Consider the following 15,965-nt stretch of genomic DNA (forward strand, 5'->3'; position numbering starts at 1 on the left):
TTGTCTTCGCACGTGACCGCGCCCCGCACCGGTGAACCGGTGCGGGGCGCGTTTTTCGTACGCTCACCGCTGAGTGAGGGGCGGCATGGTCACGATGACGATCCAGCCGGCGATTTCGCAGGCGATCGCGGCGGCGACAGTGAGGCGGCCCAGCTTCCGCGTCCTGGTGGCGGAGAGGAGCACGGTGGCGATCACGGTGAGGACGAACACCGCCAGGAACAGCACGGGCACCGGGTCGAGGTATGCCGATGACACCTCGCCGCAGGAGTTCCGTCAAGGTCCACCCTCCTGGGCTTGAGAGTCACGGTCCGGGCCCTGGACGCGCTCATATCCTGAAACCGGACCCGTCGGGCGCGTCATCCTTCCGTAGGCGATGCACACCATCCCGCGCGGTGGTTCCGGCCGAACCGGTTCGCGGCGGTGTCAACTGTCGAAGAGGACAAGCCGGAAGGTTGCGAACGTCTCGGTGAGCGGTCGGACCGTACGGAAGTCCCGCTGGTCGAGCGTGAACACCGCGTCGGTGAGGTAGCGCTGGGCCAGGACCACGTTCACGGCGTCGGTGAGGTCGAGCCGGAGGTCCGCGTAGTGGCCGATGACCGCTCGTGCTGCCCGTAGATCGTCTGCGCTGACCGATGGAATGACGACGGTTCCCTCGTCGACGCTGAGCAGGAGGTCCTCGATGACCTGATCGGCGACGGCGCGGGATTTCTGACGCCCGCCGAAGCGTGCGACCAGCAGATGGTCAAGCTCATCTAGGACAAGCGGGGAGACGACTGCGGTCCCCACTGAGAGAAGGAGGGCGGCCGTTTTGTGCTCATCCGCGTCTTCGTCGTACGCGGCGATGACCGCGGATGTGTCCGCGATGTAGAGCACGGTCACGCACCTTCGCGGAAGTGCTCATCGAGCAGTTCATCCGAGTTCCTGGCGAAAGACGGGTCCCCGGACCGGAAAGTGGCCAGGCGGCGCGGCTTCGCAGGCTTCCGGGTGTGGAGCAGAAGGAGGTCGACCGCTTGCCGGATGAAGTCGGCTTCGGAAACGCCCAGCGCGGACGCAGTCTCCTTTATCCGCTGGGCTTGCGGGCGATCGAAGTAGACGCTGGTCTTGATCTTCGCTTGCGCATCCATGGACGTAGGGTACTACGTAGGGTGCTTTGCGGGATGATCCAGCGGAATCGGACAGAAGCCTTCCTTGTGCCCGACTTGATCGTCGTATGCGGGATGGAAGAAGAATCCATGCTCAGCGTCCACGACGATCAAGGGCCCGGAGTATCGCGCGGGGTCCGTGCTGCGTGCGCTGGTGGAGAGTTCACGGCTTCGGGTGTCGCGCGAGGGTGAAATCGATACGCTGACAAGCCAGTTCGCATTGAACAAAGCCTCGGGGGCCGCAGTGGACATCCACATCAGGGTCGAAGGCGATCCGCACCTGACGGGCGAGCTTTACGACTGGCTCCGGGGCGATCCCGACGCCAAACGGCTCCCGCTCAAGGCAGTTGCCGACCCGGAGCGGCCCGGCGAAATGGACGCGCTGGCCATCATCAACGTGGTGGTCGCCGGATTCGGCGCGTTCGGCGGGCTCCTGGGCGGCGTCGGCGCCTGGCGCGGCTCGCGGAACTCCACCCCGCCGACTGTGGTGATCGAAGGCAACGGCCTGAGGCTGACCGCCGACAGCAGCGACCCTGACGAGGTCCGCAGGCTGTGGGAAGACCTGAACAACCCATCGCGTACGGAGGACTCCGGCGACGATGAATGAGCCCGGGCGCCTGCCGAACCCGGAGACGTCGCGGGCGGTGCTGATCGGGGTGCATGACTACCAGCACCTCGAATCGATCCCGGCGGTGGAGAACAACCGATCCAGCTTCAGCAAGTGCTGACGCAGAGCGCACTGTGGGGCCCGACGGTTCCGCTCGCGCAACCGGGCACCGGACGGGTGATCACTGATCACGTGAAGGCCAAAGCGGAGCAGGCCACCGACACGCTGCTCGTCTACTACTGCGGCCACGGGATGCTGGACAACGGGGAGTTGTACCTGACGCTCCCGGACACGGAGCAGGGTCGGCGCGAGAGCGCGCTGCGGTACGACGATCTGCGGCGGATCATCGCGGCATCGCCGGCTGCCCACAAGGTCGTCATCCTGGATTGTTGCTACAGCGGGCGGGCGGCGTCCTCCGGTGATATGGATGCGGCCGGGGAGTCGGGTGGTGACACGAGTGCGGAGCTGGCGAACGCGGCGGTCGTGGACAGCGCGTGTGTGCTGGCTGCCTCCCACGCCAAACGCACAGCGCTCGCTGTGCCGGGGGAGGAGCTCACCGCCTTCACCGGCGAGTTGATCGGGTTGCTGACAAAGGGCTGGGCCGACGGGCCCGAACTGCTGACGCTGCAACTCATCGCGGGGAGGCTCCAGATCGTCCTGCGGGGGAAGGGCCGCCCAGTCCCGCAGATCGACAGCCGGAACACCGGCGCCGCGATCGTCCTGGCGCGGAACCCGGCGGGCCGCGAGCTACGTGAAGTTGGTCCCGGGGGACGTCCGTCGCACAACAGTGTTCCGGCTCCGCCCGCCTTCATGGTCGGCCGTACGGAAGAACTCGACCGGATCGGCGAGATCGCCCGGAAAGCCGCCGCCGGGGCTTCCCAGGTCTGTGTGATCCACGGCATGGGCGGGGTCGGCAAGACGACTTTGGCCGAAGCGGCGGTGGAGCAGGTGGCGCAGCTCTTCCCGGACGGTTGCCACAAGATCGACCTCTACGGCTACACCGAGGGCAGGCAACCGCGTGACGTCGGATCTGTGCTGGCCGAGCTCCTGCAGAACCTCGGCCTGTCGCCGGACCGCATCCCGGCCTCCGACGCGGGTCGCGCGGAGACGTGGCGTACGTGGCTGGTCGGGAAGAAGATCCTGCTGATCGCAGACAACGCTGCGGGTAGTCACCCGATCATCCCGCTGATCCCGCCTGGGGGCGCCGCCTGTCTGGTGCTGGTCACCAGCCGCGAAGAGGAAGTGTACGGAGGCGTGCCGCGTGCGAACCGGATTGCGGTGGACAGTCTGCCGTTACTCGAAGCGGTTGCATTGCTGCGCATGGTCGGCGAGTGTCCTGACGTTGCATCAGTCGACAGTGGGATTCTGGCCGAGATCGCTGGATACTGCGGTCGTCTCCCGCTGGCCCTGGGATCGGTCGGGGCCCAGCTGCGGGGGAAAAACCCGCAGGTCGTGCGCGAGGTGATGCGCGTAGCGGCACACCCGTTACACCATCTCCCCGAGAGCGGACGGGCGATACGGACGGCCTTCGAGACCTCCCTCCAGCGGCTGGACGACGACCTGTGTGCGGTTCTGTTCGCCGCTGCGCAGCACCCGGGGCCGGAGTTCGACGGCTTGTCTCTGGCTGCCATGACTGGTCTCTCCCGGGCAGTTGCTTCGTTGCGGCTGGACATGCTCGTCGACCGAAACCTACTGCTGTGCAAGGCCGGTCGGTACACCTTCCACGACCTGTATCGGCACTACGCGCGCCGGGCTGCCGAGCTTTCTGACCAGGATGGCCGCGGGGCTGCCGCCAGGAAGGTCTTGTACGAGAAACTCCACGAGGCCGTTGTCCATGCCAAGCGCTGGATCTATAACGAACCGATCGACGGCAACCCGATGTCTGCCGAAGTGTTCGCCGACCGGGTTGCAGCCAAGCGGTGGTTGGAATCGGCAGCTGCCGAGTTGGTGTCTGCTGTTGTGACGACGTTGCGGGATGAGGGGATGGGATCGGAGAAGTTCGTCATAGCCGTCGGCCAGTGGCTGAGGCTCAGCGATCGTACGGAGCAGGCCAGGGGGGTGTTCGGGCTGATGCGGCAGTTCGGGTCGGAAAAAGGTTGTGCCACTGCTGAGTGTGAGCTGGGGGAGTTGGCCTTGATGCGGAGGGACTACGACGCGGCAGAGGCCGCGTACCAAGGGGCCGTCGAGACATACATTGACCTGGGCGATCGTCTCGGCCAGGCGAACGCCGAAATCGGGCTGGGAGATGTGGCCCGAATGCGAGGGGAATACAACGCAGCGCAGACGGCTTACCGCAGGGCTTCTGAGACGCGAGCCGCTCTGGGCGAACGCCTTGGCCAGGCCGAAGCTGAGCGCTCTCTGGGGCTGGTGGCGCATAGTCGGGGTGACCACGGTTGGGCCCGTGAGTACTACACCCGAGCCTTCGCAGTTTTCGAAGAACTCGGCATACCGGATGAGGCTAAAACCTGCCGTGACCTCCTCGTCTCACTTGACCCACCCGCCCCCGAATGACCCCGCCCCGACACGCCCCTGCCCACATACCGAGACGCAGTGTCCACCTACCGTCACCTGTGGCAGACTGCCACCACCATGAAGCACCAGCTTGTGATTATTAGCTGTCGCGTGCCGGCAACGGATTGAGCGGGAAACCAACCCCCTCTCCACCGCCCGCACGCAGACCTCTCGCGACCGCGAGGGGTCTTCTTGTTTTCCGGAACCGTCCCCACCCCATCCCTGGTGCGGACGTTGCGGCGGGCGGCCGACGCGCTGCTGGACCGAACCCCAGCAGAAGTAGACACGCACATCCGAGACCATGACTGACGAGAGCAGAACCCGCAGCCGACGCGACAGCACAGCACAGCACAGCACAGCACGTACAGCACCAGTGCGCGTCCGGCGACATCCAGGGAGACCCAAGGCCATGACCGCCCTTCACCCCGATGACGGTTTCCACGTCTTCGACACGACCCTGCGCGACGGATCACAGCGTGAGGGCATCAACCTGACCGTCGGTGACAAGCTGGCGATCGCCCGGCACCTGGACGACTTCGGGGTCGGGTTCATCGAGGGCGGCTGGCCGGGCGCGGTGCCGAGGGACACTGAGTTCTTCCGGCGCGCAGAGACCGAACTACACTTGAAATACGCGCAGTTGGTGGCCTTCGGGTCGACGCGGAAGGCGGGGACCACGGCAGCCGTCGACCCGCAGGTGCAGGGCCTCCTCGACTCCGGAGCTCCGGTGGTCTGCCTGGTAGCCAAGTCGCATGACAAGCACGTGAAGCTCGCACTCCGTACGACCCTCGAAGAAAACCTCGCGATGGTCCGCGACACCGTGGAGCACTTGCGCGCGCAGGGACGCCGGGTGTTCGTCGACTGTGAGCACTTCTTCGACGGCTACAAAGCCAACCCGCAGTACGCGACCGAAGTCGTCCGTACGGCCAAAGACGCCGGCGCGGATGTCGTCGTGCTGTGCGACACCAACGGCGGCATGCTGCCCAACCAGGTTCAGTGGATCGTCGCGAAGGTCCAGGCGGAGACCGGCGCCCGGCTCGGGATGCACGCGCAGGACGACAGTGGCTGCGCCGTCGCCAACACCATCGCGGCGGTAGAGGGCGGGGCCACGCACGTGCAGTGCACGGCCAACGGCTACGGCGAGCGGGTCGGCAACTCGAACCTGTTCCCGGTCGTGGCGGCACTCGAACTGAAGAAGGGGATGTCCGTACTCCCTGAAGGAAAACTGCGCGAGATGACCCGCATCTCGCATGCCATCGCCGAGATCGTGAACCTGACGCCGTCCACGCACCAGCCGTACGTGGGCATTTCGGCGTTCGCGCACAAGGCCGGACTGCACGCCAGTGCGATCAAGGTTGACCCGGACCTCTACCAGCACACCGACCCGGCCCTGGTCGGCAACAACATGCGGATGCTCATCTCCGACATGGCCGGCCGCGCCTCGATCGAGCTCAAGGGCAAGGAACTCGGCTACGACCTCTCCGACGACAAGGAACTGGTCGGCCGGGTCGTCGCGGCGGTGAAGTCCCGCGAGGCCGGCGGTTATTCGTACGAGGCCGCGGACGCGTCCTTCGAACTGCTGCTGCGCGACGAAGTCGCCGGCGCGAGCGAGCGCTTCTTCGCCCTGGAGAGCTGGCGGGTCATCAGCGAGCAGCGCGCGGGCGGCGGCCACGTCAACGAGGCGACGGTGAAACTGCACGCCAAGGGTGAGCGGATCGTCGCGACGGGGGAGGGTAACGGCCCCGTCAACGCGCTCGACAAGGCTCTGCGTCTGGCGCTTGAGCGGATCTACCCGCAGCTGGCGACCTTCGAGCTGACGGACTACAAGGTGCGGCTGCTCGAAGGCCGGCACGGCACCGACGCGATCACCCGGGTCCTGGTGCAGACCAGCGACGGGCAGCACGAGTGGAACACGGTCGGTGTCGCGGAGAACGTGATCACAGCGTCCTGGCTCGCACTTGAGGACGCGTACACCTTCGGCCTGATCAAGGCGGGTCTGGAGCCGGGGAAGAACTGAGACCGCCTGCTGAGTGGGGCTTGGGGTGTCTTTCCCGCGAAGGGTGGGTTAAGCCGCCCGTGGGTTACGCCGCCCGTGGGTTACGCGGCCCACGTGCCAAGCCGCCCGCGGACAACACCGCCCAAGCCCCGCTCACTCGCCCCCGGTAACACACAGCGGTTCAGCTCTGCGGCCGGAACGACTTCCAGCCCTTGCCCCACGGCTCGTCCCAGCCTTCGGGGAGCGCGTGCAGCTGCGAGGGCTCGGGCAGCGACTTGGTCGTGTCGCGGCCGTGGTTCTTGGCGCTCGCCTTCGGGCTGATCTTGTTGTCGCCTTTGGCCGCGGCCCCGATCGGCGCGGTGGGCAGCACGTTCGGCGACAGGGTCGAAACCCCGCTGCGGCCGGTCTCCACGCCTTGCGCGAACGCGGTCCAGCGGTCCCTGACCGCTTCCGGCTCGCGGGACAGACCGTCCTCGCCGCCGCCACTGTCCACGGCCGCGCCGGGCATCAGATTGGCCTGCGGCAGGCGGAGGGGGAGACCGGAGCCGGTCGCTTCGCCCACTACTGGAATCCGTGCGGCCTGCACCGCCCGCCAGGTGTTGTCATCCATGGAAGCCCCTGCTCGGTTCGTCATGGGTTGGGGTGTTTTCAGATAAATCAGAGGTTCGTTTCAGAATCGTTCAGATACCGATTCAGCAACGAAGTAGTGCTGATGACCTTACCAACGCGGGCACCGGAATCGGAGTTCCCGGGCCTGATCTGCGGGGTTGTCACGAAGTTGTGAAATATGAAGTCACCGTACGGTTTCCCTCCGTGACAATTTCCGGTTCTCCGTCGAATTCCGCAGAGCCCGCTTCTCCCCGCGAAAGCGTCCGCAAAACACAGTGGCGGGCCCCGGAGTACGGGACCCGCCACAAAGCACGTGCTCAGAACACCCGCCGAATCAGCGCAGGCGCGCCATCAGAGCGTGCTCGACCAGCGTGATAAGCGCCGACTTCGCCGACTCACGGCGGCGTGCGTCGGCGGTGACGATCGGAGTGTCCGGGCCGATCTGCAGTGCTTCGCGGACATCGTCCTCGGAGTGCGCGAGCATCCCGTCGAAGCAGTTCAGCACCACGATGAACGGCAGACCGCTGTTCTCGAAGTAGTCGATCGCCGGGAAACAGTCCGCCAGTCGGCGGGTGTCGACCAGCACGACCGCGCCTATCGCGCCGCGGACCAGGTCGTCCCACATGAACCAGAACCGGTGCTGACCCGGCGTACCGAAGAGGTACAGGATCAGGTCCTCGTCCAGCGTGATGCGGCCGAAGTCCATGGCGACCGTGGTGGTCTGTTTGTCCGGCGTCGCCGAGAGGTCGTCGACACCGGCACTGGCCTGCGTCATCACCGCTTCGGTGCGAAGCGGCGCGATCTCCGAGACGGCGCCGACCATGGTGGTCTTGCCCACGCCGAAACCGCCGGCGACCACGATCTTCGCGGAGGTGGTGGAAGAGCGGGCCACCGGACCCGGGCTAGAGCTTGCGAAGTCCACTGAGCACCCTTTCGAGCAGCGTCACGTCCGGCTGCCCCTGGTCGTTCCCGGGCTGGTGGATGACCACCAGTCCGGCCTCGGCGAGGTCGGCGACGAGCACGCGCGCGACACCGAGCGGGATGGCGAGCAGTGCCGAGATCTCGGCGACCGACTTGACCTGCGAACAGAGCGCGCAGATCCGCTGGTGCTCAGGCAGCAGGCCGGGGGGGTTTGCCACCTGTGGGGTGGTCGTCACCAGCGCTTCCAACGCGAGCTGGTAGCGCGGACGGGTACGACCACCCGTCATCGCGTACGGGCGGACCAGGGCCTGGGTGTAGTCCTGTTCGTGGTCCGGCATCTCCGAAGGCATCATCGGGGCAGCGCACCCTGCAACTCGGCGCGCAGCGCCGGTGTGAGGACGGCGCCGGCCCGGTCGACCAGGAGCGCCATCTCGTACCCGACCAGGCCGATGTCGCACTCGGGCGACGCCAGCACGGCAAGGGACGAACCGTCCGAGACCGACATGATGAACAGGAAACCCCGTTCCATTTCGACCACGGTCTGGGTGACGTGCCCGCCCTCGAAGATGCGCGAGGCACCCAGAGTCAGGCTGGTCAGGCCCGAGGCCACGGCGGCCAGCTGGTCGGCCCGGTCCCGTGGGAATCCCTCGGACAAGGCGAGCAGCAGTCCGTCGGCGGAGACCACGACCGTGTGCGACACACCTGGGGTGTTGTCGACGAAGTTCGTGATCAGCCAGTTCAGGTTCTGCGCGGCCTGGCTCAGATTAGTCATGCCTGCTCCTGCTGGTTGTTCTCATCACGGGAGCCCGGGGCACTTCCCCCGGTCCCGGCGGTGCGGCCCTGCTGGATGCCCCGTCGGAAGTTGGTCAGACGTCCGCGGACGTCGTCGGGGTTCCGGGACAGGCCGGGGGCCTGCGGAGCGACCGCGCCACCCTGCGCTCCGGGCGCGCTGGGTGCTGCGGGTGCCGCCGATGCGGGGAAGGCATCGGACGCGCTGCCCGCGACGGGTTCATTGATCCCACCGGGGACCAGGTTGGCCCGCGGTACCCGGCGGGGCAGACCGGCACCGGTGGTGCCGCCCTCCGAGGGCAGCCGTGCGGCCTCTGCGGCCCGCCAGCCCTCGTCGCCCGCGGAGTACCAGCTGGACGCCGGGTCCTGCTGGGGTTCGGCGCGGAACGGTGCGGGCGCCTGCGGCGACTGCTGTTCGTACGCCGGCTGTTGGGGCTGCTGACGGTTCGGGAGGGACTCCCGGACTGCCTGCTGCTCAGCAACGGGCTGCTGCTGGGCGGCCTGCGGCTGGAACGACCGGGCCGTCTCGTCCACCTGCGGGGCCCGCTGCGGCAGGGGCGCCGCCTCGGCGGCCCGGCCGCGGACCCGGGCGGGGCGTTCGGCCTCGTCCTGTCCCAGGCCGGGGTCGTCCACCTCGTCGTTGGAGCGGACCTGCGCGGCGCGCATGCGCCCGCCGCGTCCGGTACGCCGGTGGAACCAGTCGGAGTTCAGCGTGTCGAAGATCGGAGAACCTTCGTCGTCGCCGTACTCGACCACCGTCTCCGCGTCGAGCGCGGAGACCCCGTCGGCCGGGGTGTGCAGCTGCTGCTGGGGCTGCTGCTGGCCAGGCCAGCCCTGCGGTGCCGGTGCCTCAAGGGCGGGCTGCGGTGCGGCGGGCAGCTCGGCCCGGGGGCGCTGCTGCTGCTCGGGCCGCTGCTGTTGCTCGGGCCGCTGCTGCGGCGCGGGCTGCCGGCCCTGCTGTCCCCGCTGACCTGGCTGCTGGTCTTGCGGCTGCGGTGCCTGGCGGCGCGGGTCGCGCAGTGCGGGCAGGGAGTCACCCGAGGTGGGACGAACGTGTTCGGGTTCGGCCCACTCCGGCTCCGGGCCGCGGTGCGGCGGGACTCCGAAGGCCTGGGGCTGGACCGGCGAGAGCCGGTCGAACTCCGGGTTGGCCCAGTTGGCGGGCTGCTGCGGCTGCTGGTCGTCGGCCCTGCCGTGATCGGCCCGGCCGTAATCGTTCCGGTCGGCGTAACGGCCGCCGTCACCGGCCGCCGGCGCCTGCGGCTGTTCCTCGCGGAACAGACCGTCGGGGAACTCGCGGGTCCCGTCGTCCTGGCGTGCGGGCTGCGGGGCCTGGGGCACCTGGGGTGCCTGCGGTCCCGGGCCCACCGGGGCGAAGGGGTTGTCCGGTACGGCCGGCACGACCGGCGTGCCCGGGTACGGGGTCTGGCTGTACGCCTGCGGCTGCTGTTGGGGCTGCTCCGGGCTCTGCCGGGGCTGTTCGCGGAAGGCGCGGGCGTCGTACGACCCGGTCTCCTGCACGGCCGCGTAGGAACCGGTGTCGTACGGGTTCGGCTGCGGTGCCTGCGGGGCCGGGAAGGACCCGGTGCCGACACCCTGCGCGGGCTCGTAGGACCCCGTGTCGTACGGGGGACGCTCGTAGACCGGAGCGCCCTCGAACGGCGTGCCGTACTGCGGCTGCTGCCCGGTGTCCTGCCGGCTGATCTCCGGCCGGGTGGCACCGCCGTCAGGCGAGTTCTGGTCGCGCCGGGGCAACTGGCCCGTGGCGGGGGACTGCGTCTGCTGTGGGGCCGGACGGCCCTGCTTCGGCGGCCGCTGCTGCTCCTGCTGGGGCTGCGACGGCGCCGTCTGCTGGGGCTGTGCGGGCTGCTGCTGACGCGTGACGTCCGGCTCGGGCTTGCGGAAGACGTCCGCCGCCGGATCGCCGAACGCGCCGTTCTCCGAACCGCCGCGACGGCGACCGCCACCGCGGGACGGCGGCAGTGCCTGGGCGGCGGGCCGGGCCTCGATGCGCTCCTTCTCGGGCACGGGCGCCACGGCGGGCCGCTGGCCCTTTCCGCCTTCGCCCCAGCCTTCGGCCGAACCGCCGCGCTCGCCCTGGATGAGCTCGATCGGCAGCATGACCAGCGCGGTCGTGCCGCCGCCCTCGCCGGGTCGCAGCTGGACGCGGATGCCGTGCCTGGTGGCCAGTCGGCCGACCACGAACAGACCCATGCGACGGGAGATCGAGACGTCAACCACCGGCGGGCGTGCCAGCCGCTGGTTGGCGTCGGCGAGGTCGTCGCCGGTCAGGCCGATGCCGGAGTCGTGGATCTCCACCAGCGCGCGGCCGTCGGGAAGGATGTGGCCGGTCACCCGGACCTTGGTGTGCGGGCTGGAGAACGTGGTCGCGTTCTCCAGGAGTTCGGCGAGCAGGTGGACCGCGTCGTTGACGGCGCGGCCGGCCAGGTCGGTCGTGGGCAGTGCGCCCAGTTCGACCCGCTCGTACTGCTCCACCTCGGACGCGGCGGCGCGGAGCACGTCGACCAGCGGCACGGGGCGGGTCCACCGGCGGCCCGGCTCCTCACCGGCGAGGACCAGGAGGTTCTCACCGTTGCGGCGCATACGGGTGGCGAGGTGGTCCAGCTTGAACAGGTTGGCCAACTGGTCCGGGTCCGCCTCCTTGTTCTCCAAGTCGGAGATCAGCGCCAGCTGGCGCTGGATCAGCGACTGGCTGCGGCGCGAGAGGTTGGTGAACATCGAGTTGACGTTGCCTCGCAGGAGGGCCTGCTCGGCGGCGAGGCGCACGGCCTCACCGTGGACCGCGTCGAACGCGCGGGCCACCTGGCCGACCTCGTCCTTGGAGAACACCGGGATCGGCTGGATCTCCAGGTCGACGTCGGCGGGATCGGACTCCGCGAGTCGGCGCACCGTTTCAGGCAGCCGCTGCTCGGCGATCTCCAGCGCGCCGCGGCGCAGCCGGTTCAGCGACTTGACCAGCGACCGGGCGACGAACACACCCAGGAGGATGGTGACGAGCAGCGCGGAGACGACCAGGATCGCGTCGCGGGTGGCGTCGTCGCGGGCGCCCTGCCGCAGGTCGGCGGCCAGCTGCTGGAGCTTTCCGCCCAGTACGGCGTGCACCTTGTTGAGCGAACCGAGCTTGACCTCGGTGGCCTTCCACCAGTCGGCGGAGTTGAGCTCCTTGCCGAGCGGTTCAGGCTTGTTCGTGTCGCTGTTCTGCGGCTTCACCGCGGACTTGGCGTTCTGCAGCATCTGCTCGACCACGGTCGTCTTGTCCGTGGTGACAGTGGTCTTCAGCAGGTTGCGCCACGACTCAGGGGCCAGTTCGTCGAACTGCCGCAACGCGCCGAGTTCGTCGTCGTTGGCCTGCTTCAGCGTCTCGTAGGAGTCCGCGAAGGATTCGTTCGGCTTGGCGCTGTACGCCATCAGCGCGGCCCGCTGGGCGGTCGCGTTGGAGTACATCATTCCGTACGCGTACAGCGCACGGGCGCCCTGGATCAGGTCGGCGTCGCGGGTCAGCTCAGGGGCTTCCTGGTAGACCGACAGCAACTGCTCGATGATCGTGCCGTAACCGCCCAGGACGGTCGACTTGATCCCGTTGTTCTTGTACGCGTTCTTGCGGACCGAGTCGAGGTCCGACAGCTTGCGCTGTGAGCGTTCCAGGGTCTTGCGCAGGATCGGCAGGTCCTGAGTGTCGATCTTGGTGGCCGTGGCGGCGTAGCGCTTCACCGATTCATCGGTCGCCTTCCGGGCGCCCATGACCGCGGGCTGGCTCTCCGGGGTCAGGCCGAGGGTCAGCGGCGCGGCGCTGACGTCGCGCTCCGCTGACAGTGCCTTGCTGAGGCTGGCGGCCGCGTTCAGCACGGCGCTCGCCGTGTTGACGCGGTCCATCTCAGCGGACTTGTCGATCGATGCCTGGATCCGCAGGCCACCGAGCAGCGCCGCGACCACAACGGGCAGCAGCAGCAGGGCGGTGATTCGCGTACGGATACGCCAGTTGCGGATGGCGAAGAATCCGCCGATCCGCGAGCCGCCGCTGGCGGCCTTCGGGCTCTTGTCCTTTTTAGTCTTCGGGGCGCGTTCGCGCGACGATTCGCCGGCCGAGGAGTTGTCCTGGCCGACGGGTCCGGTGGCTTCCTGGTGGGCGTGCACGTCCACAGCGCCGGCCGCAGCCGGGGGTATGGACTCTTGCTGCCTCTTCCGACGTCCCTGCACTAGCGTCGCAACCTCTTGTGACCAGTCGTCGACCCGCCGGTTCGGCGAGGCGTGTGATACATGCTGTCCGTTACCGCTTTAGGGCCGAACGGACTGCGATCCGGACGGCCGTGTTTCCGAACACCTGTGTTTTCGCGCGACTGTGTTAGCACCCAGTCTCGCGTTCCGGACGGGGGCTGCGGTTGGGAACCACCCTTAGTAGTCGCACGGCATTCCAGCACAGCACCGTGGCCGCAACAAGATAGCCGGATACCGACAAATGCGGATCAGGGCGCTCAAGCCGATCTGACCTGGTTGCCCGGGTATTAGCCGGTATAAAGGGACGTTCGAGGGCAAATGACCCCACCTTTACCGCATCGACAGAGAGGCGAACATCACAGGAATACGCAATCCACCGATCACGTACCGCGCACGAAATGCTACGCCCCGTCGTGCTGGATTTCCGGAGAACGCCCGAAGTGTCACAAGTCGCCCACCGCGCGTTCGTGGCCGGAAGCGGTGCACCCGGCACCCCGTGCCCCGCGTGAGGCCCGGCGGGAGGCATGCCCGCGGCGAAGTAATCTTGTCGGCATGACTGACATGACCCTCCCCGCGACGACCGCCAACCCGCGACGCATCCAGCTGCACACTGTTCCCGCGCCGCGCACCGGCTCCGAGTCGTCGGCCGCCGAGGTCGTCAGCGTCCCGCTCGTCACGGCCAACCCGAAGCGCATAAACCTGTGACCACGGGCTGACCCCCACCGCGCCGGATAGCCTGGGGGTGTTCACAAGACACCCCGATCCAAAGGTGACCCCCGGTGCGCATCGTCAGGTTCTCGGTCGACGGCAACGTCTCGTTCGGGGTGGTGGGAGGAGCTCCCGAAGACCCGGACACCCTCATGGTCGCCACTCTGGCCGGGCACCCCTTCGGGGAGTTGCGTCCCACCGGCGGGACCCACCGGCTCGACGGGGTCCGGCTCCTGCCGCCCATGCTCCCCAGCAAGGTCGTGGGGGTCGGCAAGAACTACGCCGACCACGCGAAGGAAATGGGAAGCGACGTCCCGGACGTCCCGCTGGTGTTCTTCAAGCCTTCAACTTCGGTGACCGGCCCCGGGGACACGATCGCGTACCCGCCGTTCACCTCCGAGCTCAGCTTCGAGGGCGAACTGGCCGTGGTCATCGGCACCATGTGCCGTGAGGTCCCCGCCAACCGGGTCCAGGACGTCATCCTCGGCTTCACCATCGCCAACGACCTCACCGCGCGCGACGCGCAGCGCACCGAGGGGCAGTGGGCCCGCGCCAAGGGCTTCGACGGGTCCTGCCCGCTGGGTCCCTGGATCGAGACCGGGATCTCCCTGGAGCAGCTCGACAGCGACGGTCTCGCGATCACCACTGAGGTCAACGGCGAGCTGCGGCAGGCCGGACGCACCTCCCAGATGGTCCGCTCCATCACTGAACTGATCGTGCACATCACCGAGGCGATGACCCTCCTGCCCGGTGATGTGATCCTGACCGGCACCCCCGCGGGTGTCGGTCCGCTCAACGTCGGCGACGAGGTCGCCGTCTCCATCGAAGGCATCGGCACTCTCACCAACAAGGTGATCAAGCGTGGCTAACGCACCCGTACGTGTTCGTTTCTGTCCGTCCCCGACCGGCAACCCGCACGTCGGGTTGATCCGTACGGCCCTCTTCAACTGGGCCTTCGCCCGGCACCACGGTGGGAAGTTCATCTTCCGCATCGAGGACACCGACGCGGCCCGCGACTCCGAGGACTCGTACAACCAGCTGCTGGACTCGCTGCGGTGGCTCGGCTTCGACTGGGACGAGGGCCCGGCCGCGTTCGACGGTTCCTCCGTCGAGGGTGTCGGCCCGCACGCGCCCTACCGCCAGTCCGAGCGGATGGACATCTACGCCGACGTCGCCAAGCGGCTGCACGACGGCGGGTACGCGTACGAGTGCTACTGCAGCACCGAGGAGTTGGACCAGCGCCGGGACGCGGCCCGCGCGGCCGGCAAGCCCTCCGGGTACGACGGCCACTGCCGCGACCTGACCGCTGAGCAGGTCGAGGCCTACCGCGCCGGGGGCCGCCCGGCGGTGCTGCGCTTCCGGATGCCGGACAGCACCATCACCTTCACCGACCTGGTCCGCGGCGAGCTGAGCTTCGAGCCCGAGCACGTGCCCGACTTCGCGATCCTGCGGGCCAACGGCAAGCCGCTGTACACGCTGGTCAACCCCATCGACGACGCGTTGATGGAGATCACCCACGTGCTGCGCGGCGAGGACCTGCTGTCCTCCACCCCGCGCCAGATCGCGCTGTACGGCGCACTCGCGGAGCTCGGTGTCGGCACCGGCGTCACCCCGCAGTTCGGGCACCTGCCTTACGTCATGGGCGCGGGCAACAAGAAGCTCTCCAAGCGCGACCCGGAGGCTTCGCTCAACCTGTACCGCGAGCTCGGCTTCCTGCCCGAGGGCCTGCTCAACTACCTGTCGCTGCTCGGCTGGTCGCTGTCGGCCGACCAGGACATCTTCTCGATGGACGAGATGGTGGCCGCGTTCGACATCGCCGCCGTCAACGCCAACCCGGCGCGCTTCGACCTCAAGAAGTGCGAGGCGATCAACGGCGACCACCTGCGGATGCTCGCGCCCGAGGACTTCTGCGCCCGTCTGGTGCCGTTCCTCCAAGCGGTCGACCTGCTGCCGGCCGAGCCTGCCAAGGAGCAGTTGGACCTGCTGGCCGCGGTCGCGCCGCTGACCCAGGAGCGCATGGTCGTGCTCTCGGAGATCGTCGGCATGGCCGGCTTCCTGTTCGTCGCGCCGGAGAAGTTCGCACTGGACGAGACCGACCGGGCCAAGGTCCTCAAGGCCGACGCCAAGCCGGTCCTCCAGGCGTCGATCACGGCGCTGGAGAAGGTCGAGTGGGCCACCGACCCGATCCAGGCGGTGTTGCGTGAGGCGCTGGTGGACGGTCTCGGCCTCAAGCCCAAGAACGCCTTCACGCCGCTGCGGGTCGCCGCGACGGGGCGCCGGGTCTCCCCGCCGCTGTTCGAGTCGATGGAACTCCTCGGCCGCGACGAGACCCTGCGCCGCCTGCGTGCCGCCGAGGCCGGCATTGAGGCGGACAGCGAGGGCTGACCTGCCCGGTCACCATCAGCTGAAGGCGTCCAGGGCCCGTCTCCGACTCTGTCGGGGGCGGGCC

At 68.2% G+C, this 15,965-nt stretch carries 14 protein-coding genes and 1 pseudogene; 7 read left to right on the forward strand and 8 right to left on the reverse strand.

The features are described from left to right. Positions 1-63 precede the first annotated feature (63 nt). The 3 genes from AC0Z36_RS20610 to AC0Z36_RS20620 form a co-directional block, all read right to left on the reverse strand. On the reverse strand, positions 64-255 hold the full coding sequence (locus AC0Z36_RS20610; RefSeq protein WP_485464450.1) for a hypothetical protein: 192 nt from the start codon (positions 253-255) through the stop codon (positions 64-66). A 168-nt stretch (positions 256-423) separates the two neighbouring features. Further along, positions 424-873, reverse strand: coding sequence for a type II toxin-antitoxin system VapC family toxin (locus tag AC0Z36_RS20615; RefSeq protein ID WP_485464451.1), 450 nt, complete (start codon positions 871-873; stop codon positions 424-426). Positions 874-875: 2 nt separating this feature from the next. Then, complete coding sequence (locus tag AC0Z36_RS20620) at positions 876-1,124, reverse strand: ribbon-helix-helix domain-containing protein (protein ID WP_485464452.1); 249 nt, start codon at positions 1,122-1,124, stop codon at positions 876-878. A 157-nt stretch (positions 1,125-1,281) separates the two neighbouring features. On the opposite strand from AC0Z36_RS20620, the gene AC0Z36_RS20625 reads away from it, so the two are divergent. The 4 genes from AC0Z36_RS20625 (at position 1,282) to cimA (ending at position 6,274) form a co-directional block, all read left to right on the forward strand. Then, positions 1,282-1,749, forward strand: a complete 468-nt coding sequence (locus AC0Z36_RS20625; protein ID WP_485464453.1) for an effector-associated constant component EACC1 — start codon at positions 1,282-1,284, stop codon at positions 1,747-1,749. After that, positions 1,742-1,870: a hypothetical protein gene (locus AC0Z36_RS20630; protein ID WP_485464454.1), complete on the forward strand. Its 129-nt coding sequence runs from the start codon at positions 1,742-1,744 to the stop codon at positions 1,868-1,870. Before AC0Z36_RS20625 ends, AC0Z36_RS20630 begins: the two co-directional genes overlap by 8 nt. After that, a complete protein-coding gene (locus tag AC0Z36_RS20635) occupies positions 1,864-4,260 on the forward strand; it encodes a caspase, EACC1-associated type (RefSeq protein ID WP_485464455.1) in 2,397 nt (798 codons plus the stop codon). The genes AC0Z36_RS20630 and AC0Z36_RS20635 overlap by 7 nt, the downstream gene beginning before the upstream one ends. A gap of 409 nt (positions 4,261-4,669) precedes the next feature. Continuing rightward, the gene (cimA, locus tag AC0Z36_RS20640; protein WP_485464456.1) at positions 4,670-6,274 is read left to right on the forward strand and encodes a citramalate synthase; all 1,605 of its coding nucleotides are present in this window, start codon (positions 4,670-4,672) and stop codon (positions 6,272-6,274) included. 160 nt (positions 6,275-6,434) lie between these two features. On the opposite strand, the gene AC0Z36_RS20645 is transcribed toward cimA, so the two are convergent. The 5 genes and pseudogenes from AC0Z36_RS20645 to AC0Z36_RS20665 all read right to left on the reverse strand — a co-directional run bounded on the left by AC0Z36_RS20645 (position 6,435) and on the right by AC0Z36_RS20665 (position 12,733). Continuing rightward, positions 6,435-6,863 (reverse strand): hypothetical protein, encoded by a 429-nt coding sequence (locus AC0Z36_RS20645; protein ID WP_485464457.1) that lies wholly within the window; start codon positions 6,861-6,863, stop codon positions 6,435-6,437. Between the two features lie 333 nt (positions 6,864-7,196). After that, positions 7,197-7,784 (reverse strand): GTP-binding protein, encoded by a 588-nt coding sequence (locus tag AC0Z36_RS20650; RefSeq protein WP_485464458.1) that lies wholly within the window; start codon positions 7,782-7,784, stop codon positions 7,197-7,199. Beyond that, positions 7,765-8,091: pseudogene (locus AC0Z36_RS20655) on the reverse strand (DUF742 domain-containing protein); the annotation flags it as partial. The gene AC0Z36_RS20650 and the pseudogene AC0Z36_RS20655, both read right to left, overlap by 20 nt. A 41-nt stretch (positions 8,092-8,132) precedes the next feature. After that, complete coding sequence (locus AC0Z36_RS20660; protein WP_485464459.1) at positions 8,133-8,555, reverse strand: roadblock/LC7 domain-containing protein; 423 nt, start codon at positions 8,553-8,555, stop codon at positions 8,133-8,135. Continuing rightward, positions 8,552-12,733, reverse strand: a complete 4,182-nt coding sequence (locus AC0Z36_RS20665; RefSeq protein ID WP_485464460.1) for a nitrate- and nitrite sensing domain-containing protein — start codon at positions 12,731-12,733, stop codon at positions 8,552-8,554. The genes AC0Z36_RS20660 and AC0Z36_RS20665 overlap by 4 nt, the downstream gene beginning before the upstream one ends. Before the next feature lie 627 nt (positions 12,734-13,360). Here AC0Z36_RS20665 and AC0Z36_RS20670 point away from each other — a divergent pair. The 3 genes from AC0Z36_RS20670 (at position 13,361) to gltX (ending at position 15,901) form a co-directional block, all read left to right on the forward strand. After that, entirely contained in the window at positions 13,361-13,513 is a 153-nt protein-coding gene (locus AC0Z36_RS20670) for a hypothetical protein (protein ID WP_485464461.1), read from the forward strand. Positions 13,514-13,587: 74 nt separating this feature from the next. Next, entirely contained in the window at positions 13,588-14,385 is a 798-nt protein-coding gene (locus AC0Z36_RS20675; protein ID WP_485464462.1) for a fumarylacetoacetate hydrolase family protein, read from the forward strand. Next, positions 14,378-15,901 carry a glutamate--tRNA ligase gene (gltX, locus tag AC0Z36_RS20680; RefSeq protein WP_485464463.1) on the forward strand — a complete coding sequence of 508 codons (1,524 nt, stop codon included), beginning with the start codon at positions 14,378-14,380 and terminating at the stop codon, positions 15,899-15,901. Before AC0Z36_RS20675 ends, gltX begins: the two co-directional genes overlap by 8 nt. Positions 15,902-15,965 lie beyond the last annotated feature (64 nt).

The organism is Kitasatospora sp. UYEF31, assembly GCF_057291755.1.

Bases quoted from the DNA above. Each gene is read 5' to 3' on its own strand.
- AC0Z36_RS20620 (WP_485464452.1), bottom strand. From the start codon at position 1,124: ATGGATGCGCAAGCGAAGATCAAGACCAGCGTCTACTTCGATCGCCCG.
- AC0Z36_RS20630 (WP_485464454.1), top strand. From the start codon at position 1,742: ATGAATGAGCCCGGGCGCCTGCCGAACCCGGAGACGTCGCGGGCGGTG.
- cimA (WP_485464456.1), top strand. From the start codon at position 4,670: ATGACCGCCCTTCACCCCGATGACGGTTTCCACGTCTTCGACACGACC.
- AC0Z36_RS20645 (WP_485464457.1), bottom strand. From the start codon at position 6,863: ATGGATGACAACACCTGGCGGGCGGTGCAGGCCGCACGGATTCCAGTA.
- AC0Z36_RS20660 (WP_485464459.1), bottom strand. From the start codon at position 8,555: ATGACTAATCTGAGCCAGGCCGCGCAGAACCTGAACTGGCTGATCACG.
- AC0Z36_RS20670 (WP_485464461.1), top strand. From the start codon at position 13,361: ATGACTGACATGACCCTCCCCGCGACGACCGCCAACCCGCGACGCATC.